The organism is Microbacterium sp. 22303, assembly GCF_052045265.1.
GTDB lineage: Bacteria > Actinomycetota > Actinomycetes > Actinomycetales > Microbacteriaceae > Microbacterium.
Genome location: NZ_JBQEOQ010000001.1, coordinates 1,185,192 through 1,208,787, shown reverse-complemented (window position 1 = coordinate 1,208,787; position 23,596 = coordinate 1,185,192). Strand labels below are relative to the sequence as shown.

The following is a 23,596-nucleotide window of genomic DNA, read 5'->3' as shown; positions in this document are numbered from 1 at the left end:
CCCGAAGCCAGCCGACGGGAACGACACCAACTTCCGCGCACTCGCCACTGAGCTCGTCGCTGGGTTCCCGCCGTTGAGTCGAGAACAGGCCGCACTCGTGAGAACGGCGCTCTTGAGCGGCGACCATCCCACCCCGGACGGGACTCGACCGTCGCCTCAGTCCTAGGCGGGGCCGAGGGCGAAGATCGGGTCGAGGACAGCCGCGACGGCAGACATCTGCTCCTCGAGATCCTCCGCGGACAAAGCCTCGAGCTTCTCCTTGCGCCTCCATGCCGCCCACTTCGCCTGTCCGATCGCCCCGTATCCGACCAGATGCGGGGCGATCGGCTCGAGTCTGACGCCTCGGTAGCGGGCGACCGCGCGGGCCGATTGCAGTAGTTCGTCGGCGTCGAAGCCCTGCCGGGCGAGCTGGACGATGTCGACGTAGTCCCGCCACCGCGTGCTCGCGATGCCCCGTTCGAGGATGGTGACGCCTTTCTCCGCGATGGTCGTCTCCGGGGCATAGCCGATTAGCTCAATCGGGGCGCCCAGGATCCGTTCAATACGCACCATTCGCGGAGCGGGGATGATCGGGTCGCCGGTCGACACGTCCCACGCGGCGGTCCCGGTCCACGGGCCGATGCTGGCTTTCACGCGAACCCGGAGTCCGGGATAGTCGGCCTGCTCCCGGATCTCTTGCACGCTGATCGTCGCGATGTCGAACACAACACCGTCGTCCGCGTCCACGGACGCGATATCGCGGACCACATCGGCGATATGTTCGGCGGTGACATCGGCGTTGATCGCGTTCGCGTCGGCATCCTTCGTTGCGCGGCGAACCCCGTAGGCAGCGAGGAGGATGCCGCCCTTGAGAACGAAGTCGTCCGCGTGGACGGTGCTGGTCAGCCGGTCCAGGAACGACTCCAACAGGTGCCGGATCAAGTACTCCTGCGTCGGGGCGGCAATGCCGTTCCTATCCGCGGCGGACCGTGCCGCCGACTGGATGCTCCGATAGACCGCATTTCCGTTGGTCATGCGAGCGCATCCAGCGCTTGGAGGACCGGAGATTTTGTGCGCGGCAGCTGCGTGGCGATCTCGATCAAGCGCGTCGGCTTTCCGCCGCGCCGCAGCCACTCCTTCAACGCGTCCCGGGCGAGCTCGTAGCCGAGCTCGCCACGTAGCCGGAACGCATCCGCGATCGACCGCTCCGGCGAGTAGAGCCCGATCGTATGATCGCCACCCGGAATGGCGATCGTGTCACGTCCGATGTCGAACGTGGCGCGGTCGAAGGAGTGCCAGGCAATGGCCGAGGTCGTCGCCGGGATGCGGGCGCCCCGAGGGATCGCAACATCGAGTGCGTCAGGGATCGTGTCCGTCAGGTCGTGGTGGGCGAGCGCGGACGTCAGGCAGATCGTCGCATCGGCACGTCGCGTCGATGCTTCCAGCCAGTCCCAGTCGGTTGCGGAGGCGTCGGCGGGGAGGTAGATCCCTCGAGCGATCCGTTCGTACTTACCCTCCTGCGCGGCGCGATAGAGACCGCTGCGAGAGAGCCCGTCCTGGTGCGCGATGTTCGGAGTCAACGCCGGCATGTCTCCCACCTCCTGATCTAGTGGCACGAACCGTCTACAGATAAGGATAGCTGTAGACGGTTCGTCTCGCACGTACATCGTGCCGCAATGTGCCGCCGGAGCATCAGTTGGTGATGGCCCGGCGACTCAAGATGAATGATCGTTTCAAGCGGCGGCAGTGGGCTGCGTGGCGATGACCTCGTCATTGCTGAACTCGACCATCCGGCCCCGGTCTGTGACCCGGGGTGAGATCACGACTCGCTCCGGTTGCACGTTGTTCGGGCCACGTCTGGGTGCCTGCATGATGCGGATTTCGAAGAGAAGCTTCACGATCCGCCGCTTCTCTTGCAGATCGATTCCGTCCCAAGCGGCTTGCACGTCCTCGGCGGACATCACCGTACGCACGCCTTCGTCGATGATTGTCGGCATGGCGTCGCGCTGGGCCTCCTCGATCTGTGGTCGCAGAGTGGACTCGATTCGCGCCAGGACACTCGCACTGATGGCGCCGGCTGTGAACTGATCGGTCGCTTCGTCCAGCCGTTCTTGGAGCTCGACGAGGCGCAGTTCGGCCTGGGCGGAACGCTGTGCCCAGTCGTCGTCTCCAGCGGCCAGAACTGCCACATTCTCTGGAGTGCCCAGCCATGCAACGACAGTCGCCTCGACGAACTGATCCAACCAGCCCGAGGCGATCATCACCTTGTAGCACCCGCGGAACCTGCAGTGGTATCTCGCCACCCTTGGACCCCCGGTAGAACTTCTGTTCTTGTTCGTTGTCCGCACCAGAGCACGCCCGCAGTAGTGGCAAGTCGCGATGCAGGCAAGCAGTGATTTGGGGGTGACGCCGTCGTGGTGATGGACCCGGCGAGCGGGATCGTAGAGGATCTTCTGAAGGCGAGTGAAGTCCTCCTCGCTGACTAGAGGCTCCCAGCCGGCGTCGCCGATGACCTTGCCTCGGTAGACGCGCTTGCCGGCGATGGCGGGGTTACTAAGGATCTGCTTGACCGTGAGAGACCCCCAGCCGCGATCGAGGTGTCCCTCCCGTGGACCTTGAGGGAGCGGCTCACCCAAGTCCTGCAGCATGTTCGCCACCTTGAATGGAGACGTGCCGGCGAGGACCTCGCGAGCCATCATCGTCACCAGCTCGCCTCTGTGAGGGTCGGGCTCTTGCCGGAGCAGTACCCCAGTGTGCTCGTCGTAGACGCGGCGGTATCCGAAGGAGAGACGACCGTGCGGCCGACCGCGCTCGGCGTTAAGCTTCGCGGTGCGCAGCTGCCGTTCGCGCATGTTGTTCGCATCTGCCTCTGCGCGGAGGAACTCGAACCCGATCATGAAGGCGTCGTCGGAGCGTGCGAAGTCGTACACGCGGCCATGCGTCATGTAAAGCACACCGGCCTTCTGGCAGGCCTTGCGGAGTTGCACGTAGATCTCCATATCGCGGCCCGCTCGGGATGGTTCCCATGTCACGAACGCACCGTACTTGCCGGACTCGATGAGTTCAATCGCCTCCTCCCATCCCTCGCGTTCGCGACGGCGCCACTGCGATGCGGAGCGGTCCGCGTCGGTGATGATCTTGGCGACGTTCCAGTTCAGAGGAGCGCACCAGCTCTTGCACTCTTCAAGCTGATCACCGATGGACCGCATGAGCTTCTTGCGGTCCTTGGATGCTCGGCCGTACAGGAGAGCATCGAGGCTGGAACCGAGGGTGGCACCGGTGGGACCATAGGTGGTTGGGATCGTGGGCTGCATGTTCATTAGGTAGGGACCTTCGGTTTCTCTGCCGTTTGAACATGGGACGAGCCCACGAACGACATGGACACCGACATGCTGGCCGCCATCGAGGACCTCCTCGACTCCTGGCCCGGCACGCTGCTCGTCGTGAGCCACGACCGCTACTTCCTGGAGCGCGTGACCGATCAGCAGTACGCGATCCTGGACCGGCGCCTGCGCCACCTGCCGGGCGGGGTGGACGAGTACCTGCGGCTGCGGGCGCTCGAGCAGAGCCATCCGAAGGCGCCGGGGACAGGATCCGAGCCCGCGTCGGTCGCAGAGCCGGCGCTGAGCGGTGCCGATCGCCGTGCTGCGGAGAAGGAGGTGACGGCGCTCGAACGACGTATGCAGAAGCTCGCCGCGCAGATCGACAAGGCCAAGCATGCCCTCGCCGACCACGACCAGTCCGACTACGCCGGCCTCGGCGAGAAGATGAAGGAGATCTCCGCTCAGGAGGCTGAGGTCGAAGAGCTGGAGTTGCGCTGGTTCGAGCTCACCGAGCAGCTGGACTGATCGGATCCGCTCCGGGACTGTCCTGCGCGCGTGCACCGGGAATACCGTGGAGGCATGCGGCGCTGTGCTCTGAACGGATGGCGCCCGCGGTCCACGGCCTGGTGAAGGAGACGGCGCATGGAAGGTCTCGAAGTCACGGTCCTGCTGGGGCTCACGATCCTGAGCGGCGCCCTGCTCGCGCCGCGTCTGCGACTCGCGCTGCCGCTCGTTCTCGTCATCCTCGGCCTCGCGCTGGGCTTCATCCCGGCGCTGCGTGAGATCCAGCTGCCGCCGGAGACCGTGCTGCTGCTGTTCCTGCCGGTGATGCTGTTCTGGGAGAGCCTGACCACGTCGCTCCGGGCGATCCGTCGCGACTTCCGCTACATCCTTCCGATGAGCACGCTGCTCGTGGTGGCCTCCGCCTTCGCCGTCGCGGGGATCGGACTGCTGTTCGGGTTGCCCTGGGAGACCGCACTGATCCTGGGCGCGGCGGTCGCACCGCCCGACGCCACGGCGGTTGCGGCACTCGGCCGGCTGCTGCCGCGGCGCATGTTCATGAAGCTCAAGGCCGAGAGCCTCACCAACGACGGCACGGCCCTCGTGCTCTACGCGATCGGGATCTCGCTCGCGGTCGGCGGGCACATCGACCCGCTCAGCGTGACGTGGTCGGTCGTCGTCTCCTACGCCGGCGGCATCGCGGCCGGCATGGCGGTCGCCGCACTCGGATACTTCCTGCTGCGCGCGATCGCATCCACGATCGTGATCAACACCACGCTGCTGCTGATCCCGTTCGTCGCGTTCCTCCTGGCGGAGCTGATCGGCGCCTCGGGGGTGCTCGCCGTGGTGGTCGCAGGGGTGATCATCGCCTACGTGTCGCCGACCGTGACCACGGCGCAGTCGCGGCGGCAGGCGGAGTCCGCCTGGCCGTTCGGGGTGTTCCTGCTCAACGGCGCGCTGTTCGTGCTGATCGGTCTCGAGGTGCAGTACGTCGTGCACCAGATCTCGGCGGGCGCGATCGGGCGCCTGGTGCTCGTCACGCTCGTGGTCTGGGTTGCGCTGCTGGTGGTGCGCTATCTGTTCCAGCTGCTCAGTGTGCCGTTCTATCAGCGCAGCGGCCCCCGTCCGCCCCGTGGCGTCAGGGCGCGCTCGCGCGTGCTGAGCACGTTCGCAGGCATGCGCGGGGCGGTCTCGCTCGCGATCGCGCTCTCGGTGCCCGCGGGCGCCGTGGCCGGCGGAGAGCTGGACGGCCGCGACGAGATCGTGTTCGTGACGGCCGGCGTCATCCTGCTGAGTCTTCTCGTGCAGGGCACGCTGCTGCCGGCGATCGTGCGCTGGGCGCGGATTCCGGCCGATCAGGGCGAGGTCGAGGAGTACGAGCTCGCCGAACGCACGATCTCGGGCGCGGCGCTCTCGGCTCTGGACGACCTCGCCGTGCGGCACGATGTCAGCGACGAGGTGCGCGATCGGATCCGGTTCGAGGGCTACCAGATGCTCGAGTACACGAACGCGCGCACGCTCGCGCGGGAGCAGGCGCTCGTGGACGCCGAGGTCAAGGCGCTCGACGAGATGCTCGGGCAGCCCGACCCGCTCGCCGCGGGGACCGAGCCGGAGGCGGAGGCCGGCGGGGGCGAGGTCACCTCGTCCGACGGGATCGGATCCGACGGCATCGGCGGGGAGCCGGTCGACGCCGGCGATCCGGGTGCCACGAGCGGATCCGCCCCGCGCCGCACGCTCATCGAGGGCGCGACGCTGCAGATGATCGCGACGTCCGAGGATGTCGACCTCATGCAGCGCTCGCCGCTCGTGCGCCACGAGGAGTTCACGCGCCTCAAGCTGGCGCTGCTGGACCGCAAGCGTGAGGTGCTGCTGGGGCTGCGTCGTTCGGGGACGGTCGATGATCTCGTGGTGCGACGGATCTCCGCACGCCTCGACCTCGAGCAGCTGCGCCTGCAGGGTCTCGAGGACTTCGACTGAGGGCGGCAGAGCCCGCGCACCGACACGTCGTACTCCGGTAGCAGGCGGACGCGCCGGGATCACTCTGCAGAGGGACGCGGCCGGACGCTGCACCGACCTACCGTGAGGGAATGGCCGACCTCCTGAGCACTTTCCTCCTCACCCCGTGGACGCCGATCCTGATCCTGCTGTTCTGCTTCCTGGACGGATTCTTCCCGCCCGTCCCGAGCGAGACCGTGGTCGTCGGCGCTCTGTCGCTGGCGTTCGCGACAGGCCCTGCGGCCATGCCGACGGCGATTCTGGTCCTGCTCGCGGCAGGCGTGGGCGCAGCGGCCGGCGACAGCGCCGCGTATGCGATCGGTCGACGTGTCGGCACCGAGCGGTGGGCGTGGATGCGCCACCGCCGCGTGCGGTCGGCGCTGGACTGGGCGGGGGAGAGCCTCGCCACCCGCCCCGCGATCTACTTGCTCGTCGCGCGTTACATCCCGGTCGGGCGGGTCGCGGTGAACATGACGGCAGGGGCGACCAGGCTGCCGTACCGCCGCTTCCTGCCGCTGTCCCTCGTCGCGGCCGTGGGCTGGGTCGCGCTCAGCGCGGTGATCGCGACCGTCGCCTCGGCGTGGCTCGGGCATTCGCCCCTGCTTGCGGCGGGGGTCGGCATCGTGCTGTCGATCGTGATCGGCCTGCTGATCGACCTCGGTGCCCGGCTGATCCGTCGAGCGCGCAGCCGGCGTGCGATGGTGCCCGCTTCCCGCTCCACGGCCGAGCACGAACTGGTGACCGCGGTGCAGACGTCGAGCTGTGACGCCATGTGACAGGTCGATTCGGAGGGCGCTCGACGCCCCTCGTAGCGTGGTGGAGTCCCCCAAGAGAGGAACTCACAGCCATGTCCCGCAAGCTCACCACCGCGCTCGCCGCCGCCACCGCGGCCGCCGCGCTCGTCATCTCCCTCGTCGGCTGCTCATCCGCATCGGGTGCCGGATCCGACCCCACCGCGGAAGCCGGCAAGCCCGTCAAGGTCGGCGTCGTCGGCAAGAGCGACCCGCAGTGGCCCGCGTTCGTCGACGCGGCCAAGAAGGAGGGCATCACCGTCGAGCTCGTGGACTTCGGCTCCTACGAGCAGCCGAACCCGGCGCTGACCGAGGGCGAGATCGACCTCAACCAGTTCCAGCACATCGTCTACCTCGCGCAGTACAACGTGAAGTCGGGCAAGGACCTGCAGCCGATCGGATCCACCGCGATCTACCCGCTCGGCCTGTACTCGAAGAAGTACAAGAGCGTGAAGGAGATCCCCGCAGGCGAGACCGTCGCGGTACCCGATGACGCCTCCAACCAGGCGCGCGGTCTGCTCGTGCTGCAGTCGGCCGGCCTCATCACGCTCAAGAGCGGCGGTTCGATCTTCTCCGACCTCGCCGATGTCGACACCGCGAAGTCGAAGGTCAAGGTCACCGCGCTCGAGGCGGCGCTGATCCCGACGTCGCTGCCGGACGTGGCCGCCGCGATCATCAACAACGACTTCGTCAAGGACGCGGGACTCACGTTCAAGGACGCGATCGCGCAGGACGACCCGAAGGATCCCAACGCGCTGCCGTACGTGAACATCTTCGCGGCGCCGGCCAAGGAGAAGGACAACGCGACCTACAAGAAGCTCGTCGAGATCTTCCAGACCGACAAGGCCGTGCAGGCGGGCCTCGCCAAGGCCTCCGGTGACACCGGGGTGCCGCTGAAGGTCGACGCGGCCGAGCTGCAGAAGACCCTCACCAAGGTCGAGGGCGACGTCAAGACCCACAAGGGCTGAGCCCAGGTCGCACCGCGGCGGAGATGAACCCGCCGTCCGCGAAGGGAATCGGGCGATGCGCACCGGCGTCGCCCGATTCCGCGTCCGACAGACCCGGACGCAGAACCGAAACCGGAGAACACATGCCGATCGTGAGCCTGCAGGGCGTCACCAAGACCTATCCGACGACCGCGCGTGACGGCGCCCCTGTCGTCGCGGTCGATGACGTGACCCTCGAGATCGCCCAGGGCGACGTGTTCGGAATCATCGGATACTCCGGTGCGGGCAAGTCCACCCTGGTGCGGCTGATCAACGCCCTCGAGCCGACCACGAGCGGTCACCTGGTGGTCGACGGCGTCGACATCACGACCCTCTCCGAGCGAGAGCTGCGCAAGGTGCGCGGCGGCATCGGCATGATCTTCCAGCAGTTCAACCTGTTCTCCGCCAAGACGGTCAAGGCCAATATCGCCTATCCGCTCAAGCTCGCGGGCTGGGCCAAAGCCGACATCGAGGCGCGCGTGACAGAGCTGCTCGCGTTCGTCGGTCTCTCGGACAAGGCGAGGGCGTTCCCCGAGCAGCTGTCCGGCGGTCAGAAGCAGCGCGTGGGCATCGCGCGCGCCCTCGCCACTCGGCCGGCGATCCTGCTCGCGGACGAGGCGACCAGCGCGCTGGATCCGCAGACCACGCACGAGGTGCTCGAACTGCTCGCCCGAGTGAACCGCGAGCAGGGCGTGACGATCGTCGTCATCACGCATGAGATGGATGTGATCCAGACCCTCGCCACCAAGGTCGCCGTCATGGAGAACGGTCGCGTCGTCGAGCAGGGCGACGTGTTCGAGGTCTTCTCGAACCCGCAGGATCCGGCCTCCCAGCGCTTCGTCGGGACCGTGATCAAGGGCGTGCCGAGTCCCGCGGAGCAGGCGTCGCTGCAGGCGCGTCACGACGGTCGCCTCGTCACGTTCTCGTTCCGCGACGGCGACTCCTCGCAGGCGCAGGTGTTCCTCGACCTGGCTGCGGCGGGTCTCGGGTTCGAGCTGGTCTACGGCGGCATCAACGACATCCGCGGCCGCGCATTCGGGCACCTCACGCTCGCGATCCGCGGGGCGGATGCGGCGATCGACACGACGCTGGAGAAGATCCGCGGGCACGCGACCGTGACCGAGATCGGATCCGATGCCCCGGCGGGAACGACGTCGAGCGAAGGCGGTGTGCGCTGATGGATCGACTCATCGAACTGCTGCCGGACTTCTGGCAGGCGGCGCTCGAGACGCTGTACATGACCACGTTCGCGCTCGCGATGGCGGGCGTGATCGGCACGCTGATCGGCATCGGCTTGTATGTCACCCGTCCCGGGGGACTGCTGCCCAACCGCCCGGTGAGCATCCTGATCTCGTTCCTGGTGAACTTCATCCGCCCGATCCCTTTCGTGATCTTCATCGCGGTACTCCAGCCGTTCACCCGAATCGTCATCGGCACGGGTATCGGCATCAACGCCGGCGCGTTCGCGATCGGTGTCGCCGCGTCGTTCGCGATCGGCCGCATCGTCGAACAGCATCTCGTGTCGGTGTCGCCCGGCGTGATCGAGGCCGCGCGAGCGATGGGCGCGGGTCCCTGGCGGATCCTGTTCACGGTCGCCATGCCCGAGGCGCTCGGTCCCCTGATCCTCGGCTACACCTTCATCGTGGTCGCGCTCATCGACATGACGGCGATGGCGGGACTGGTCGGCGGCGGCGGCCTCGGCGCCTTCGCCCAGGTCTACGGCTTCCGTCAGTTCGAGCCGGTGGTGATGTGGGCTGCGATCATCCTGATCGTCGTGTTCGTGCACCTCGTGCAGACCTTCGGCACCTGGCTCGCGCGTCGGATCATGCGGCGCTGAACCGTCAGGGGCGCGGTCGTGGGCTGTCAGCCTCGGCCGGCGCGTCCTGCAGCGTGCGTCGGGTGCGGAACTCGCGGGGGGCGCCGGTCAGCGGATCCGTGAAGCGCAGTTCGCGAGCGAGCAGCTGCAGCGGGCGGTCGAAGTCGTCCGGCTGCTCGGGCAGCAGCTCGGGGTAGAACGCGTCGTGGAGGATTCCGGCGCCGAGCTCGGCGAGATGGACGCGCAGCTGGTGCATGCGTCCCGAGTGCGGGCGCAGCAGGGTGTGCAGCACGCGGTCGTCGAACCCGAGCAGTTCCACGAGGGTCTCCGCATTCGGTTCGCGATCCGGATCCACCTGCACGCAGACGTGTCCGCGCAGCTTCTCGATGTGGTTGCGGTGCACGAGCGGAAACGCGGATCCGCCGAGGGCCGGTGCCCGCGGATCCCACCCATCGGGCAGCAGGGAGACGGCCTCGTAGACCTTCTCGACGTGGCGGTTCTCGAACAGCAGCTGGTATGCGCCGCGGGTGACCGGCCGCGCAGAGAACATCAGCACGCCCGCCGTCGCCCGGTCGAGACGGTGGATCGGCGTGAGCTCGGGGATGCCGAGTGCATTGCGCAAGCGCACCAGGGCCGAGTTCTGCAGGTATTTGCCCCCCGGCGTGGTCGGCAGGAAATGCGGTTTGTCCACGACGACCAGATCCTCGTCCTGATGCAGGATCTCGACATCGAACGGGATGTGCTTCTCGACCGCCGGCTCCCGGTAGTACCAGACGAAGTCGTGCACGCCGAGCGCGGTGTCACGGGTGAGTGGCGAGCCGTCGATGGCGACGATCTCGCCGCGGTCGAAGCGGCTGAGCAGACGCTCCGGGTCGAGGTGGAAGAAGCGCTCGGCCATGAAGGCGCCGACGGTGGGCCACGGCCCCTCCGACGGCACGCGAAGCCGGGTCGCGCCCACGCCGTCGCGGACGGGGAGAGGAGATGCCATGCCCATTCCGTCCAGCCTAGATGGGTAGTGAGTCCGTCCGGCGCCTCGCGCGGGCGGGCGTCACCGACGAGTGCGGTCGTCGGATGGCAGGCGGTAATCGCCGTGATTCTCTCGGGACTTCTCTGGATCCCGCCTCTTCTCATTTTCGAACATAAGTGCTAGACTCGGGGGATGAAACCTACCACTGTTGAACCGCTTGAGGAGCTGGCTGTTGCCGATGCTCCTGCGGTGGTCGTGGTGGATGAGGCGTTCGTCGCGGCGCGGATCCTGGATGGTCTGCAAGAGGATGACGTCGCGATCAACCAGCGGGCCGCGCAGCGTGCGGAGCGGGTCGTGGAGGTCGTGGAGCTGGCTCGCCGACACCCTGAGATCTATACGGTCGGGGAGCATCCGGATGATGCGGATCATGCCCGCCGGTCGGTGTTCTTCGATGTGGCGGTGCGGTTGCAGATCTCGGAGAACGAGGCCCGCTCACTGGAATGCACCGCGTCGACCGCGGCGGAGTGCCTGCCGTTGTTGTGGGAGCACGCCCGGGACGGGTTCGTGTCCCTGCGGTTCGTGGAGGCCGCGGTGTCGGCGGTGTTGCGGTTGCAGGCTCCGATCGGCGCCGACCCGACTGTCCGGCAGTACGCGGCGGATGCGATCGCGTTGATCGATGAGACCGCGTCGAGGTGGGCGTTGCACCTGCCCATCAGCACGTTCCGACGGCGAGTGACGATCCTCACCGACCGGCTCGACCCCACCCCGCCCGAGCGCAAACATGCCCGCGGGATGGTGGACCGGCGGGTGGTCGTGGAAGACGCCGGTGACGGGATGTCCTGGTTGACAGCCCTGATCCCGACGGTGAAGGCGGTTGCGATCAAGCGACGCCTCACCTCGACCGCGAAACACCTCCAGAAGGACCGCCGGGAGGGCCGCACGAGGGATCAGGTTCGTGCGGACCTGCTGTGCGACTGGATGCTCGGCGTCGGTACTGAGCAGGCTGCGAAGACGACGGTGTTCGTGACCGTCCCCATCGGACTCGTCACCGGTGCGATGCCCGGATCCGCATTCGGTGTCGCCACGGGCGTCGCCGCCACCACGGCGAGCGCTGCCTCTTCGCTGAGTCCGGCGGGCAACCCGGTCGCGTCGGCGACGGAGGCGCAGCTGGTCGGTCACGGTCCGATCGACCCGGCCACCGCCCGGCAGGCGTTCCTGGACGCGACCGGATTCCGGCGCGTGATCACCGACCCCGTCCACGGCATCGTCTTGGACATGGATCGGCGCACCTACCGACCCACGAAAGCGCAACGTGACTGGCTGGTCCTGCAGCACGGGACCTGCGCGAGGGACGGCTGCGACCGCCTCGCCCTCGACGCCGACCTCGACCACGACCACCCGTGGTCCCGAGGCGGCCCCACCGACATCGCCAACCTGCGACCGTTGTGCCCCGCCGATCACGTCCGACGACATCGCACCCGGATGATCTACCGCACCCGCGAGAACCACACCGTCCAGGTCATCACCCCGACCGGTTTCCGAACGAACGACCCACCGCCCTTCTAGAGCGACGCGCTGCTCGACGAGCGAGGCCCTTCCGCCGGTGCCCGGGCGTGCGAGGGTCATCCGGCGTCACATGGAAATACTCTCCGCGGCCGATCGGTTGCCCCGAGCATGACTCGCATCGGATCCAGTGACCTCTCCGTCTTCCCGCTCTCGCTCGGCGGCAACGTGTTCGGCTGGACCGCCGATCGCGACGCGTCCTTCGCCGTTCTGGATGCCTTCGTGGCAGGCGGCGGCGACTTCATCGACACGGCCGACGTGTACAGCGCGTGGGTGGAGGGCAACCAGGGCGGGGAGAGCGAGACGATCATCGGGGAGTGGCTCGCCTCGCGCCGTCCGGAGGGCGTCGTGGTCGCGACGAAGGTGAGCCAGCACCCGCAGTTCCGTGGTCTGTCGGCGGCGAACGTGCGCCGCGCCGCGGAGGCCTCGCTCGATCGGCTCGGCGTGGACGCGATCGACCTGTACTACGCGCATTTCGACGATGAGAGCGTGCCTCTCGAGGAGACCGTGGCGGCCTTCGGTCGGCTGGTGACGGACGGCCTGGTCCGCAACATCGCGGTGTCGAACTATTCTGCCGACCGGATCCGCGAATGGATCCGGATCGCCCGATCGACCGGCGTCGCACTGCCGGTCGCTGTGCAGCCGCATTACAACCTCGTGCACCGCAACGAGGTCGAGGAGACCATCGTTCCGCTGGCGACCGAGTTCGGGCTGAGCCTCATCCCGTACTACGCGCTCGCGAGTGGGTTCCTCACGGGCAAGTACCGTTCGACCGATGCGACCGGACAGTCCTCGCCCCGCGCCTCCGAGGCGGCGAAGTTTGCGACGGAGCACGGACTGCGCATCATCGACGCGCTCGAGGAGATCGGCGATGCGCACGGCGCCTCGATCGCCGCGACCGCGCTCGCGTGGCTGCGGGCGCAGCCGACCGTGGCCGCCCCGATCGCCAGCGCGCGCACGGCCGAACAGGTCGCTGACCTGCTCACGGGCGGGCGGCTGGAGCTCTCCGCCGAGGAGGTCGCCCGCCTCAGCGACGTCTCGGAGTGGACGCCGACGCGGGTCTGACGGCGAAGGCGATTACCCCTGCGGCGGGATGTACCGCCGCAGGGGTGAACGCGGTCAGGCGTCGAAGCTCAGGCTGAGCTTGCGCAGCAGCGCCGCGAGCCGCTCGCGATCGCTGCGGGAGAGCGCAGAGAGCAGCGTCGCCTCGGCGTCCACCAGACGCGTGATCGCGGCATCCACGCGCACCCGGCCGTCGTCGGTGAGGGTGACCAGCACGCTGCGGCCGTCACCGGGATCCGCCTCGCGGCGCACGAGACGGCGGCCGACGAGACGGTCGATGCGGTTCGTCATGGTGCCGCTCGAGACCAGGGTCTGCTGCAACAGTTGCTTCGGGCTGAGCTGGAACGGGGCGCCCGCACGGCGCAGCGCGGAAAGCACATCCCACTCCCATGGCTCGAGATCGCTGCGGCGGAACACGTCGCGGCGCGCGCGATCGAGCAGCCGCGAGAGGCGATCGACCCGCGAGAGCACCTCGAGCGGCGAGAAGTCGAGATCGGGCCGCTGCGTGTTCCACGCCGCGACGATCCGGTCGACCTCGTCGCCTGCGGATGGATCGCCGATGTTCATCCGTCCATTATCCCGGCCCGGAGCGGTTGCTCATGGCCGGTCGTGGTGCGACCCGCACCGTGAGGAAGATGCTGTGCGGATCCTCGACGTAGGAGCCGAACGGCTCGCACTCGTCGAAACCGGCCTTCGTGTACAGCCGGTGCGCGGCCCAGAAGAAGTCGCTCGCACCGGTCTCCAGCGACACGCGTTCGATCCCGCGATCGCGCGCGTCGCAGAGCAGGGCCGCCAGCATCACGGATCCGACACCCCGGCCGCTCATCTGGGGCGAGGTGCGCATGGACTTCAGCTCCTCGTGACCCGGCTCGAGCTCGGCGAGCGCCCCGGTGCCGACCAGCGCGCCGTCCACCGTCGCGGCGAACAGGCGCACGCGCGGCGAGAGCAGGCGCGAGATGTCCAGGGCATGCCGGCTCTCCGGCGGCGCGGTCGCCTGCATGTCGCGGAGATGGTCGCCCAGGAACGCCTCGAGGTCGGGCGTCGCAGCGTGCACGCGAGCGATGCGGATCGTCATGACCCCAAGCGTCGCGCAACGACGTTGCGAGGATGTTGCCGACGGGTTCCGGCCGGATCACGCAGACGGCGCATGGCAGAATTGAGAAGCGGGCGCCCGGCGACCGCGGTCCGCCGTGGTGTAACGGCAGCACCCCAGCCTTTGGAGCTGTGGGGTCCAGGTTCGAATCCTGGCGGCGGAGCATGACGCAGAACGCACTCGCCATCGTCGTCCTCGCCGCAGGCCAGGGCACGCGCATGAAGTCCCGCCTCCCGAAGGTGCTGCACCCGATCGCCGGACGCACGCTGGTCGGCCACGTGCTCGCCACGGCCTCGCGGCTGGGAGCGGACACGGTCGAGGTGGTCGTGCGCCATGAGCGCGACCAGGTGGTCGAGGCGCTGGCCGCGGAGCACCCGGAGGCGGTCATCGTCGACCAGGACGAGATCCCCGGCACCGGGCGTGCCGTGCAGGTCGCCCTCGATGCGCTGCCTGCGGGCTTCGACGGCGACGTGCTCGTGCTCTCCGGCGATGTGCCGCTGCTCGAGGCCGCGACGCTGCAGGGACTCATCGACGGGCATCGCGCCGCTGCGGCCGCGGCGACCGTGCTGAGCGCGATCGTCGACGACCCGAACGGCTACGGCCGCATCATCCGCGACGCCGCCGGCGATGTCGCCCGCATCGTCGAGCAGAAAGACGCCGACGAGGCGGAGAAGGCCACACGCGAGATCAACGCCGGCGTGTACGTGTTCCGTGCGGATCTGCTCCGCGCCGAGCTCGCGAAGGTCACCACCGACAACGCGCAGGGCGAGATGTACCTGACCACCGTGATCGGACTGCTGCGCGAGCGCGATGAGAAGGTGGCCGTAGAGATCGCCGCAGACACGGCCGCGACGTTCGGCATCAACGACCGGATTCAGCTCGCCGAAGCCGCGCGCACGTTGAACGACCGCATCGTGCGCCGCTGGCAGCGCGAGGGCGTCACGATCCAGGATCCGGCGACGACCTGGATCGACGACGACGTCACCCTGGCTCCCGATGTCACGATCCTGCCCAACACGCACATCCTGCGCGCCAGCACGGTGGCGAGCGGCGCGATCATCGGCCCCGACACCACGCTCGTCAGCACCGAGGTCGGGGAGGACGCGACCGTGCGACGCTCCGAGGCGACGCTCGCCGTGATCGGCGCCGGCGCGACCGTCGGCCCGTTCTCGTTCCTGCGCGCGGGCACCACGCTCGGTGCGGAGGGCAAGATCGGCGCCTATGTCGAGACCAAGAACGCGCAGATCGGCGACGGTTCGAAGGTGCCGCATCTCTCCTACGTCGGCGATGCCACGGTCGGCCGCGGCGTGAACCTCGGGGCGTCGACGATCACGGCGAACTACGACGATGTGAACAAGCACCGCACCGAGATCGGGGACGAGGTGCACACCGGCTCGCACACGGTGCTCGTCGCGCCCGTTAGGCTGGGTGCCGGCGCGAAGACCGGCGCCGGCGCCGTCGTCCGCAAGGACGTCCCCGCCGGTGCACTCGCCATGAGTGTCGCACCCCAGCGCAATATCGAGGGGTGGGTCGAGAAGAACAGGGCAGGCACGGCCGCCGCAGACGCGGCGCGTGCCGATTCGGCGGAATAGGCGGGTCCGATGGGGCGCAAGAAGAACACGACGGTCGAGCTGGATCGCGAGAACGACATCGCGCCAGGACTGGTCGCCAAGACCAAGAAGCGACTCGTCGTCGCCGGAGGTCGCTCGCATCCCGAGCTGGTCTCGGCGGTCGCCGCCGCGCTCGGCACCGAGATCGCACCGGTCGAGCACCGCACCTTCGCCTCCGGTGAGCTCTACGCCCGCTTCGAGGTGTCGATCCGCGGCTGCGACCTGTTCATCATCCAGTCCTTCGGCGAGCCGATCAACGAGTGGCTCATGGAGACGCTCATCATGCTCGACGCCGCCAAGCGCGCGTCGGCCAAGCGCATCACCGTCGTCGCGCCGTACTACCCGTACGCACGTCAGGACAAGAAGGGTCGCGGCCGTGAGCCGATCTCGGCCCGCCTCGTCGCCGACATGCTCAAGGTCGCCGGTGCCGACCGGGTCATGAGCGTCGACCTGCACGCCGCGCAGATCCAGGGCTTCTTCGACGGCCCTGTCGACCACCTCTTCGCCAAGCCCGTCCTCCTCCAGCACTTCGAGGAGACGCTCACGGCCGAGGACCGCGCCACGCTCACCATCGTCTCGCCGGATATGGGCCGTGTGCGCGTCGCCGACACCTGGTCGGACAGCCTCGACGCCCCGCTCGCGATCATCCACAAGCGCCGTGACCCCAAGGTCGCCAACCAGGTCTCGGTCCACGAGATCGTCGGCACCGTGGACGGACGCACCTGCCTCCTCGTCGACGACATGATCGACACCGGCGGCACGATCGTGAAGGCGGCACAGGCGCTCAAGGCCAACGGCGCCCGCAAGGTGATCGTCGCCGCGACCCACGCGATCTTCTCGGATCCGGCCAGCGAGCGCCTGCAGGACTCCGCGATCGACGAGGTCGTCGTCACCGACACGATCCCGCTGTCCGCATCGCGACGGTTCCCGGGCCTGCGCATCCTGCCGATCGCGCCGCTGCTGGCGACCGCGATCCGTCAGGTCTTCGAGGACGGATCCGTCACGAGCATGTTCGACGGCGCCGCCTGACACCGGCTTCACGAGGCACAGCGTCATCTCAAAGGCGGCGCATAGGAGGGTTGCGGAAGCTGGATCCCATGAAGCTCTCTCCTTCAGTACGTCACGGATCCGCTCTCGTCGGCATCGCCGGAACGCTCCTGCTGGCGGGATGCGCGGCCGAGTCGTCCTCCGCGGAGACCACGACGGAGACGCCCGCGCCGCAGACGAGCGCGGATGCTGCACCGTCCGCGACGAGCACCGCGTCCGCGGCCGATTCCGGCTCGACGTACAAGGACGGCACCTACACGGCCGACGGCTCCTATCAGACCCCGGAGACGGTGGAGAAGATCACGGTCGACCTCACGGTCTCCCAGGACACGGTCACGAAGGTCGAGGTCACCGGCGATCCCCAGGCGTCGGAGACGAAGCACTACCAGTCGCAGTTCATCGGCGGGATAGCCGCACAGGTCGTCGGCAAGAAGCTCGACGACATCTCCGTCAGCCGGGTCTCCGGGTCCTCACTGACCAGCAAGGGTTTCAATCAGGCGCTGGCCACCATCCGCACCGAAGCCAAGGGCTAGGGGTGGGAACCCGGCCCGTGCCGGCGGTGTGCACCTTCCCGCCCTCGGGCCGTCGACCACTGCGCGCGGGGGACGCACGCTGATGGACATCTGGCGTTTCGACGCGATCGGGACGATCTGGGAGATCGGCACGGCGAATCCTCTTCCCGAAGGCGAGCGCGACGCCGTGCGCGAGACGATCGACGACTTCGACCACACCTGGTCGCGCTTTCGCGCCGACTCGCTCGTCACGGCCCTCGCCGGCGAACCTCAGGAGGTGCCGGCGCCACCGGATGCGGCGGCGATGCTCGATCTGTACCGGGAGCTGTCGCTGGCGACGGACGGCGCCGTCCAGCCCCTCATCGGAGACAGCCTCGCGTCGCGCGGCTACGACGCCACGTACTCGTTCCGTGACCGGGGCGCGCGGCCGGCCCCCGTGGACTGGATGGACCGGCTCGCGTGGGATGATGGCGCCCTCGAGCTTCGCGAACCCGACCTCATCGATGTCGGTGCGATCGGCAAGGGCCGGATCGTCGACGTCGTGCACGACCTGCTCGGAACCCTCGGGCATGTCGAACGCCTGACTGACGCCGGGGGTGACCTGCGGGTGAGCGGCGCGTCGATCCGCGTGGGGCTGGAGCATCCGTTCGACGCCACGAGCGCGATCGGCGTCGCCACGATCTCGGACGCGGCCCTGTGCGGGTCCGCCGTGAACAGACGGGCGTGGCCGGGGGAGCGCAGTGGGCTGCACCACGTGCTGGATGCGCGAACCGGGGAACCGGTGCGCACTTACGCTGCGACCTGGGTCATCGCCGCCCACGCGATGGTCGCGGATGCGGTCGCCACGGCGCTGTTCTTCGACGGCGGTGCCGAGTTCGCCGCGCGGTGCGGTGTGGAATGGGTGCGGATGACCACGGATGGAGCGGTCGAATGGTCGGCGGGGAACCGGATGGAGGTGTTCGTGTGAAGGCGATGCTGATCGGCGGGCGGCAGCGCGTGGTCGCGCGGCTCGGGCGGCTGTCGATGTACCGGCTCACGCTGTACGCGCTGCTGGTGCTCGCCGCGATCGCCGTGATCCTGTCGACGGTCGGCGCGATCTCCTCCACGCCGCTCGACATCCTCGCCACGCTGGCGCTGCTGATGCTGGCGACCCTCTGCGCGGACGCGGTCGGCCAGGCGCTGGTGCGGGCCCCGCGTCGTGTCGAGTCGTCGTTGATCACCGCGCTCATCCTGCTGTTCGTCGTGCAGCCGGGCGCGAACCCCGACCAGGTCGGCGGTATCGCGCTCGCGGGCGTGATCGCGGCAGCCTCCAAGTACCTGCTGGTGTGGCGGGGGAGGCACCTGTTCAATCCGGCGGCCGTCGGCGCGACGGTGCTCACGGTCACCGGCCTCGGATTCTCGGCCTGGTGGGTCGGAACTCCGGCGATGGCGATCCCCGTGATCGTGCTCGGACTGCTCGTGCTGTGGCGCACCGAGCGGATCCGGGTCGTGCTGCTCTTCGTCGTCGTGTACGCGGTCGTGTCGATCGTGCGGTTCTCCGTGCAGTCCGCGGCAGCCGGGCTCGCGGTCGAGCCCGGAGCGCTGGCGACGTCGGTGCTGCTGCAGTCGCCGGTGCTGTTCCTGGGCGCCTTCATGCTCTCCGAGCCGCTGACCCTGCCGTCTCGTCGGTGGCAGCAGCTGTCGGTCGCGACGGTCGTGGGAGCGCTCGCCGGCTGGCCGATCAGCCTCGGGATCATCACGCTCGGTCAGGAGCGCGCGTTGCTGGTCGGCAACCTCCTCGCGGCGGTGCTCGTCGCCCGTGCCGGGATCCGGCTCTCGCTCGTGCGCCGGCGCGCGGTCACGCCCACCGTGCACGAGCTGACCTTCCGGGCGCGGCGCCCGTTCCGGTTCGCACCGGGGCAGTACCTGGAGCTGCAGGTGCCGCATCGCCGTCCGGACAGCCGGGGCACGCGCCGTGAGTTCAGCATCGTCTCCACGCCGGCCGAGCTGCCGTACGTCCGCATCGCATATCGCGAGGCGGAGCCGGGCTCGAGTTACAAGCGCGCTCTCGCCGCCGTGCAGCCGGACGACGTGCTCACCGCGACCGGCGTGTGGGGCGATTTCGTGCTGCCCGCCGGTGACGCCCCGGTGCTCCTCATCGCTGCCGGCATCGGCGTGACGCCGTTCGTGGCGCAGCTCGGCGCGCAGCAGAGGGCGGACGCCGTGCTCGTGCTCGTCGCCTCCTCGGCCGCGGAGTGCGCGTACCTGCAGGAGCTCGGCGGGTTCGGTGCGCGGATCGTGGTGGTCACGCCCGACGACCCCGGCGCCTTGCCGTCGGGTGCGGAATGGGCCGGCGGGGCGCGGCTGGATGCGGCGCTGCTGCGGACCCTGGTGCCGGATCTGGCGCACCGGCATGCCTATGTGTCCGGTCCGCCACGGCTCATCGCGCAGCTCGCCCCCGCGCTGCGCGGCGCTCGCCGGGTGACGACCGACGCCTTCGCGGGATACTGAGCTCGGAGGGGCCGGGCCGGACCCGTCCGGCTCGTAGCGTCCGACGAGCCGAGGAATCGGCTCGGCTCAGCGTCCGCCGAGAGTGCGCCCGATCTGGTGGCTGCCCGCTGCGGCCGTCGATGCCGGCTGCGGGACCTTCGGCAGGTGCACCGTGAACACCGTCGCGCCCGGTTCGCTCTGGACCGAGATCGTGCCGCCGTGGCCGTCGACGATCGCCTTCGTGATCGACAGTCCGAGGCCGGATCCGCCGGTGGCCCGGTTGCGGGAGCGATCACCGCGCGCGAAGCGGCTGAACAGTTCATCGCGCACCGCGGGGTCGATGCCGGGTCCGTCGTCGCGGACTCGGAGCACGACCTCGGACGTCTCCTCCGCCACCTCGATCGTGATGTGCGTGCCGGCCGGGGTGTGCGTGCGCGCGTTCGCGAGCAGGTTCGTGACGACCTGCTGCAGCCGGCCGGTGTCGCCGATGAGCTCGACGGGTTCCTCCGGCACGTCGATCGCCCACTCGTGGTCCGGTGCGGTGGGGCGCGCATCCTCGACGCCCTCGATCGCGAGCCGGGAGAGGTCGACGGTGGAGAGGGAGAGCTCCCTGCCTTCTTCGAGGCGGGCGAGCAGCAGCAGGTCCTCGACCAGGCTCGTCATCCGCAGCGACTGCGCCTGGATGCGCTCCAGGGCGGTGTGTGCGGAGGCGGTGGCGGGATCCTCAGGCGCGTCCGATTTCGACAACGCGCGCAGCGACAGCTCCGAGTACCCGCGGATCGAGGACAACGGCGTGCGCAGCTCGTGGCTCGCGTCCGCGACGAACTGCCGCATCCGCTCCTCGTTGCGCTGACGCACCGCGAGCGAGGCGTCGACGTGGTCGAGGAGGGTGTTCAGCGCGGATCCGACGAGTCCGGTCTCGGTGCGCGGATCGGCTTCCGCGGCGGGCACGCGCTCCGTGATCGACACGTCACCGCGGTCCAGTGGCAGATTGGCGACCCTGTTCGCGGTCGCGGCGACCTCGCGCAGAGGCCGCAGCGCGACCCGGATCGTGATCGCGGTGGACAGCGCGAGCAGGATCAGTCCGCCGATCGTGGTGAGCGCGATCATGGAGAACAGCGTCGTGATCTGCGCTTCCGTGGACGCGCGGGGCAGGCCCGTGATCACCTCGAACTGCGTGGGGCCCGTAGCCGGCACGGGCTGATGCACGAACTGATAGTCGCCGAGCTGGGAGAGATCCTCCGCGTAGCGTCCCTCCGAGAGCGCGGTGACGACCTGATGGATCTGCAGGGCGGTGAGGTCTTGTGCGACCCGATCGGACGTGACCACTGTGCCTGTCGCTGACCCGCTCTGCGAGACCACGATGACGAGCGTGCCGTTGGGGACGCCCGTCGGCCCGACCACGAGGTCTGCGGCGTCGGGGACGAAATGGCCGATCACGGCCGGCTGCCGGGCGATGCCGCCGATGCTCTTCGCGGTCGTCGCCAGTTCATCCTGCAGCCGGCCGTTGAGCACGTTCCCGAGCACCACGCTCGTCGTGATCGCGATCACCACGAGGATGAGCGAGACGAAACCGGTCACCGCCGCCATCAGCCGTGTCTGCAGGGACAGCGGACCACGGGGTCGGGTGCGGAACGGATTCATCGAGGATGTGCCTTCTTCGTGCGCGGGGCAGTCGGTCCTGCCGCTGCGGTGCCTTGCCTACTGCTGCGGCTCTTACTGCTGCGGCGCCTTGATCATGTAGCCGACGCCGCGCACGGTGTGGATCAGCGCCACCTCGCGTCCTGCGTCCAGCTTCTTGCGCAAGTACGAGATGTACAGCTCGACGACGCTGGAGCGCCCGCCGAAGTCGTAGCTCCACACCCGATCCAGGATCTGCGCCTTGGAGAGCACGCGGCGCTCGTTGCGCATCAGGAAGCGCAGCAGCTCGAACTCGGTGGCCGTGAGCTCGATCTCGTCGCCGCCGCGGACGACCTCGTGGCTGTCCTCGTTGAGCGTGAGATCGCCGACCTGCAGGATCGAGTCGCTGGCATCGGTGGTCGCGCCGCCCGAGCGGCGGATCACCGCGCGCAGCCGCGCGACGACCTCCTCCAGACTGAACGGCTTGGTGACGTAGTCGTCGCCGCCGGCGGTGAGCCCCGCGATCCGGTCGCTCACCGCATCCTTGGCGGTGAGGAACACGACGGGCACCATGTTGCCCTGCTCGCGCAGGCGCTTGAGGACGCCGAGCCCGTCCAGGTCGGGCATCATGACGTCGAGGACCAGCGCGTCGGGGCCGAAGTCGCGGGCGACCTGGAGCGCTTCGAGTCCTGATCCGGCGGTGCGCACCTCCCAGCCCTCCATCCGCAGGGCCATGGCGAGGAGGTCGGTGAGCATCGGCTCGTCGTCGACCGCGAGGATCCGCAGGGGAGAGCCATCGGGGCGGCGCAGCTCAGTGGCGTGATCGTTCATGGGATCCATTCTCCTCAATTTCCTATGGGCCGCCTATGAGCTTTGGAATGTCGGATCCGCCGCGTAGCGTCGCAGGCATGAGCTCACTCAGCGCATCGTCCTCCTCCGCCGCGAACCAGCCCGAGATCCTGCACCCTGTCGATGCCGAAGAAGTCGCCGCCGCGGTGCGCCGTGCGGTCGACGAGGGCAGGGGACTGACCGTGCGCACCGGGGGCCATGGGTTCTGGAAGCCCCGGCCCGCGGACCTCACCATCGATCTGCGGAGGTTGTCGTCGATCGAGGTCGGGGAGGATTCCGGCGAGGGCAGGATGGTCCGGGTCGGCGCCGGCGCGTTGTGGGGCGAGGTCGCAGCGGCGCTCGCGCCGCACGGAGTCGCCATCAGCTCGGGCGACACTGCCAGCGTCGGGGTGGGCGGGCTGATCGTCGGCGGCGGCATCGGCCTGCTGGTGCGCGACCGAGGGCTCGCGATCGACCAGCTCCGCGGGGCGCAGCTCGTGACGGCGGATGGAGTGGTGCGCGAGGTCTCGGCCTCCGAGAACGCCGATCTGTTCTGGGCCATCCGCGGCGGGGGCGGGAACTTCGGTGTGGTGACGCGGCTCGACTTCGCCGCGGCGCCGCTCGACGGCGTCCTGGCGGGCGAACTGGCCGTCGATGGGGACCAGACCGCGCTGCTGCGGACGGTGCGCGATGCCCTCGAGTCCGCTCCGCGGGCGCTCACAGTGACGTATATGGACGTCCCGGCGATGGATCCGAGCGCCCCCGCGGGCGCACGGCTGGCCGTGACCTGGGCCGGCACCGATCAGGAGGCGCTCGACGAAGCCCTACGGCCGATCGTCGCCGTCGACGGCGTCCGCGGAGAGGTCGTCCGCACGGCTTACGGCGATGCGCTGAACACTATGCCGCACGACGTCGATGAGCCCACACCGCCGATGCTGTCGATGAACGGGCTGTTCACCGTGCTCGACGACGCCCTCATCGAGCGACTGGTGGCCTTCCGGCGCGGTCACGCGGTGTCGGTCGTGTTCCTGCGCTCGCTGGGCGGGGCGTTCGGAGATGTCGCAGAGGAGACGACGGCGTTCCCTGCCCGCTCCGCCACCTGGTTCGTGATGGCGGTCGCCTTCGACATCCCCGGCATGCTCGACGACGCGGAGCGCGAGGCGGTGCGGTCCGAGCTGGCCGCCATCGCGCAGGGCCGGCTCTCCGCGTACACGAACTTCGCGGACCCGGCGTCCAACCCCGATCCCCGCGTGTTCTACACCCCGGAGGCATGGACGCGTCTGCGCGTGCTGAAGGCGCAGTGGGATCCGCAGAACGTGTTCGCAGGCAATCACAACATCCCGCCGGCGGACTGACGGTCCCGCCGTCGGCCTCGGCGCCCGCGGCGTGCTTAGCGCGCGCATAGCCGCGCCATCAATCCGCCCCAGACCCGGC

The 23,596-nt window shown here is 68.9% G+C and carries 20 protein-coding genes, 1 tRNA gene and 2 pseudogenes; 15 read left to right on the top strand and 8 right to left on the bottom strand.

What is annotated here, in order from left to right:
• Positions 1-162 precede the first annotated feature (162 nt).
• The 3 genes from ACTJI8_RS05695 to ACTJI8_RS05685 form a co-directional block, all read right to left on the bottom strand.
• Positions 163-1,113: a nucleotidyl transferase AbiEii/AbiGii toxin family protein gene (locus ACTJI8_RS05695; protein ID WP_440732406.1), complete on the bottom strand. Its 951-nt coding sequence runs from the start codon at positions 1,111-1,113 to the stop codon at positions 163-165.
• Complete coding sequence (locus tag ACTJI8_RS05690; RefSeq protein ID WP_440732405.1) at positions 1,011-1,568, bottom strand: type IV toxin-antitoxin system AbiEi family antitoxin domain-containing protein; 558 nt, start codon at positions 1,566-1,568, stop codon at positions 1,011-1,013. Before ACTJI8_RS05690 ends, ACTJI8_RS05695 begins: the two co-directional genes overlap by 103 nt.
• A 144-nt stretch (positions 1,569-1,712) precedes the next feature.
• Entirely contained in the window at positions 1,713-3,299 is a 1,587-nt protein-coding gene (locus tag ACTJI8_RS05685; RefSeq protein WP_440732404.1) for a recombinase family protein, read from the bottom strand.
• 39 nt (positions 3,300-3,338) lie between these two features.
• Here ACTJI8_RS05685 and ACTJI8_RS05680 point away from each other — a divergent pair.
• The 6 genes and pseudogenes from ACTJI8_RS05680 to ACTJI8_RS05655 all read left to right on the top strand — a co-directional run.
• A pseudogene (locus ACTJI8_RS05680) lies at positions 3,339-3,827 on the top strand (ABC transporter ATP-binding protein); the annotation flags it as partial.
• A gap of 117 nt (positions 3,828-3,944) precedes the next feature.
• A complete protein-coding gene (locus tag ACTJI8_RS05675) occupies positions 3,945-5,780 on the top strand; it encodes a Na+/H+ antiporter (protein WP_440732403.1) in 1,836 nt (611 codons plus the stop codon).
• A gap of 110 nt (positions 5,781-5,890) precedes the next feature.
• Entirely contained in the window at positions 5,891-6,574 is a 684-nt protein-coding gene (locus tag ACTJI8_RS05670; protein ID WP_440732402.1) for a DedA family protein, read from the top strand.
• A 71-nt stretch (positions 6,575-6,645) separates the two neighbouring features.
• Complete coding sequence (locus ACTJI8_RS05665) at positions 6,646-7,557, top strand: MetQ/NlpA family ABC transporter substrate-binding protein (RefSeq protein ID WP_440732401.1); 912 nt, start codon at positions 6,646-6,648, stop codon at positions 7,555-7,557.
• Positions 7,558-7,679: 122 nt separating this feature from the next.
• On the top strand, positions 7,680-8,753 hold the full coding sequence (locus tag ACTJI8_RS05660) for a methionine ABC transporter ATP-binding protein (RefSeq protein WP_440732400.1): 1,074 nt from the start codon (positions 7,680-7,682) through the stop codon (positions 8,751-8,753).
• Complete coding sequence (locus ACTJI8_RS05655; RefSeq protein ID WP_440732399.1) at positions 8,753-9,412, top strand: methionine ABC transporter permease; 660 nt, start codon at positions 8,753-8,755, stop codon at positions 9,410-9,412. Before ACTJI8_RS05660 ends, ACTJI8_RS05655 begins: the two co-directional genes overlap by 1 nt.
• A 4-nt stretch (positions 9,413-9,416) precedes the next feature.
• Here the strand turns inward: ACTJI8_RS05655 and ACTJI8_RS05650 are convergent, their stop codons facing one another.
• The gene (locus ACTJI8_RS05650) at positions 9,417-10,379 is read right to left on the bottom strand and encodes a pseudouridine synthase (protein ID WP_440732398.1); all 963 of its coding nucleotides are present in this window, start codon (positions 10,377-10,379) and stop codon (positions 9,417-9,419) included.
• A 171-nt stretch (positions 10,380-10,550) separates the two neighbouring features.
• On the opposite strand from ACTJI8_RS05650, the gene ACTJI8_RS05645 reads away from it, so the two are divergent.
• Together ACTJI8_RS05645 and ACTJI8_RS05640 are read left to right on the top strand one after the other, a co-directional pair.
• Complete coding sequence (locus ACTJI8_RS05645; RefSeq protein WP_440732397.1) at positions 10,551-11,924, top strand: DUF222 domain-containing protein; 1,374 nt, start codon at positions 10,551-10,553, stop codon at positions 11,922-11,924.
• A 108-nt stretch (positions 11,925-12,032) separates the two neighbouring features.
• Positions 12,033-12,986, top strand: a complete 954-nt coding sequence (locus tag ACTJI8_RS05640) for an aldo/keto reductase (protein ID WP_440732396.1) — start codon at positions 12,033-12,035, stop codon at positions 12,984-12,986.
• A gap of 54 nt (positions 12,987-13,040) precedes the next feature.
• Here ACTJI8_RS05640 and ACTJI8_RS05635 read toward each other — a convergent pair whose 3' ends face one another.
• Complete coding sequence (locus ACTJI8_RS05635) at positions 13,041-13,550, bottom strand: MarR family winged helix-turn-helix transcriptional regulator (RefSeq protein ID WP_440732395.1); 510 nt, start codon at positions 13,548-13,550, stop codon at positions 13,041-13,043.
• Positions 13,551-13,557: 7 nt separating this feature from the next.
• Positions 13,558-14,079 (bottom strand): annotated as a pseudogene (locus tag ACTJI8_RS05630) (GNAT family N-acetyltransferase); the annotation flags it as partial.
• A gap of 88 nt (positions 14,080-14,167) precedes the next feature.
• On the opposite strand from ACTJI8_RS05630, the gene ACTJI8_RS05625 reads away from it, so the two are divergent.
• From ACTJI8_RS05625 to ACTJI8_RS05600, 6 genes are all read left to right on the top strand, one after another.
• A tRNA-Gln gene (locus ACTJI8_RS05625) sits at positions 14,168-14,239 on the top strand.
• Between the two features lies 1 nt (position 14,240).
• Positions 14,241-15,668: a bifunctional UDP-N-acetylglucosamine diphosphorylase/glucosamine-1-phosphate N-acetyltransferase GlmU gene (gene glmU / locus ACTJI8_RS05620; protein ID WP_440732394.1), complete on the top strand. Its 1,428-nt coding sequence runs from the start codon at positions 14,241-14,243 to the stop codon at positions 15,666-15,668.
• Between the two features lie 9 nt (positions 15,669-15,677).
• Positions 15,678-16,715, top strand: coding sequence for a ribose-phosphate diphosphokinase (locus tag ACTJI8_RS05615; RefSeq protein WP_440732393.1), 1,038 nt, complete (start codon positions 15,678-15,680; stop codon positions 16,713-16,715).
• Between the two features lie 68 nt (positions 16,716-16,783).
• On the top strand, positions 16,784-17,266 hold the full coding sequence (locus tag ACTJI8_RS05610; protein ID WP_440732392.1) for an FMN-binding protein: 483 nt from the start codon (positions 16,784-16,786) through the stop codon (positions 17,264-17,266).
• Between the two features lie 82 nt (positions 17,267-17,348).
• On the top strand, positions 17,349-18,212 hold the full coding sequence (locus ACTJI8_RS05605; RefSeq protein ID WP_440732391.1) for an FAD:protein FMN transferase: 864 nt from the start codon (positions 17,349-17,351) through the stop codon (positions 18,210-18,212).
• 5 nt (positions 18,213-18,217) lie between these two features.
• The gene (locus ACTJI8_RS05600; RefSeq protein WP_440732458.1) at positions 18,218-19,735 is read left to right on the top strand and encodes an FAD-dependent oxidoreductase; all 1,518 of its coding nucleotides are present in this window, start codon (positions 18,218-18,220) and stop codon (positions 19,733-19,735) included.
• 66 nt (positions 19,736-19,801) lie between these two features.
• Here the strand turns inward: ACTJI8_RS05600 and ACTJI8_RS05595 are convergent, their stop codons facing one another.
• The gene (locus ACTJI8_RS05595; RefSeq protein ID WP_440732390.1) at positions 19,802-21,358 is read right to left on the bottom strand and encodes a sensor histidine kinase; all 1,557 of its coding nucleotides are present in this window, start codon (positions 21,356-21,358) and stop codon (positions 19,802-19,804) included.
• Positions 21,359-21,430: 72 nt separating this feature from the next.
• Entirely contained in the window at positions 21,431-22,165 is a 735-nt protein-coding gene (locus ACTJI8_RS05590) for a response regulator transcription factor (protein ID WP_440732389.1), read from the bottom strand.
• Positions 22,166-22,242: 77 nt separating this feature from the next.
• On the opposite strand from ACTJI8_RS05590, the gene ACTJI8_RS05585 reads away from it, so the two are divergent.
• Positions 22,243-23,517: an FAD-binding oxidoreductase gene (locus ACTJI8_RS05585; RefSeq protein WP_440732388.1), complete on the top strand. Its 1,275-nt coding sequence runs from the start codon at positions 22,243-22,245 to the stop codon at positions 23,515-23,517.
• The last annotated feature ends 79 nt before the right edge of the window (positions 23,518-23,596 follow it).

Excerpts from the sequence above, each read along its gene's own strand:
- ACTJI8_RS05635 (WP_440732395.1), bottom strand. The coding sequence starts at position 13,550 with ATGAACATCGGCGATCCATCCGCAGGCGACGAGGTCGACCGGATCGTC.
- ACTJI8_RS05670 (WP_440732402.1), top strand. The coding sequence starts at position 5,891 with ATGGCCGACCTCCTGAGCACTTTCCTCCTCACCCCGTGGACGCCGATC.
- glmU (WP_440732394.1), top strand. The coding sequence starts at position 14,241 with ATGACGCAGAACGCACTCGCCATCGTCGTCCTCGCCGCAGGCCAGGGC.
- ACTJI8_RS05665 (WP_440732401.1), top strand. The coding sequence starts at position 6,646 with ATGTCCCGCAAGCTCACCACCGCGCTCGCCGCCGCCACCGCGGCCGCC.
- ACTJI8_RS05610 (WP_440732392.1), top strand. The coding sequence starts at position 16,784 with ATGAAGCTCTCTCCTTCAGTACGTCACGGATCCGCTCTCGTCGGCATC.
- ACTJI8_RS05640 (WP_440732396.1), top strand. The coding sequence starts at position 12,033 with ATGACTCGCATCGGATCCAGTGACCTCTCCGTCTTCCCGCTCTCGCTC.
- ACTJI8_RS05660 (WP_440732400.1), top strand. The coding sequence starts at position 7,680 with ATGCCGATCGTGAGCCTGCAGGGCGTCACCAAGACCTATCCGACGACC.
- ACTJI8_RS05600 (WP_440732458.1), top strand. The coding sequence starts at position 18,218 with ATGCTGATCGGCGGGCGGCAGCGCGTGGTCGCGCGGCTCGGGCGGCTG.
- ACTJI8_RS05585 (WP_440732388.1), top strand. The coding sequence starts at position 22,243 with ATGAGCTCACTCAGCGCATCGTCCTCCTCCGCCGCGAACCAGCCCGAG.
- ACTJI8_RS05650 (WP_440732398.1), bottom strand. The coding sequence starts at position 10,379 with ATGGCATCTCCTCTCCCCGTCCGCGACGGCGTGGGCGCGACCCGGCTT.
- ACTJI8_RS05655 (WP_440732399.1), top strand. The coding sequence starts at position 8,753 with ATGGATCGACTCATCGAACTGCTGCCGGACTTCTGGCAGGCGGCGCTC.
- ACTJI8_RS05690 (WP_440732405.1), bottom strand. The coding sequence starts at position 1,568 with ATGCCGGCGTTGACTCCGAACATCGCGCACCAGGACGGGCTCTCTCGC.
- ACTJI8_RS05675 (WP_440732403.1), top strand. The coding sequence starts at position 3,945 with ATGGAAGGTCTCGAAGTCACGGTCCTGCTGGGGCTCACGATCCTGAGC.
- ACTJI8_RS05615 (WP_440732393.1), top strand. The coding sequence starts at position 15,678 with ATGGGGCGCAAGAAGAACACGACGGTCGAGCTGGATCGCGAGAACGAC.
- ACTJI8_RS05595 (WP_440732390.1), bottom strand. The coding sequence starts at position 21,358 with ATGAATCCGTTCCGCACCCGACCCCGTGGTCCGCTGTCCCTGCAGACA.
- ACTJI8_RS05685 (WP_440732404.1), bottom strand. The coding sequence starts at position 3,299 with ATGAACATGCAGCCCACGATCCCAACCACCTATGGTCCCACCGGTGCC.
- ACTJI8_RS05645 (WP_440732397.1), top strand. The coding sequence starts at position 10,551 with ATGAAACCTACCACTGTTGAACCGCTTGAGGAGCTGGCTGTTGCCGAT.
- ACTJI8_RS05605 (WP_440732391.1), top strand. The coding sequence starts at position 17,349 with ATGGACATCTGGCGTTTCGACGCGATCGGGACGATCTGGGAGATCGGC.
- ACTJI8_RS05590 (WP_440732389.1), bottom strand. The coding sequence starts at position 22,165 with ATGAACGATCACGCCACTGAGCTGCGCCGCCCCGATGGCTCTCCCCTG.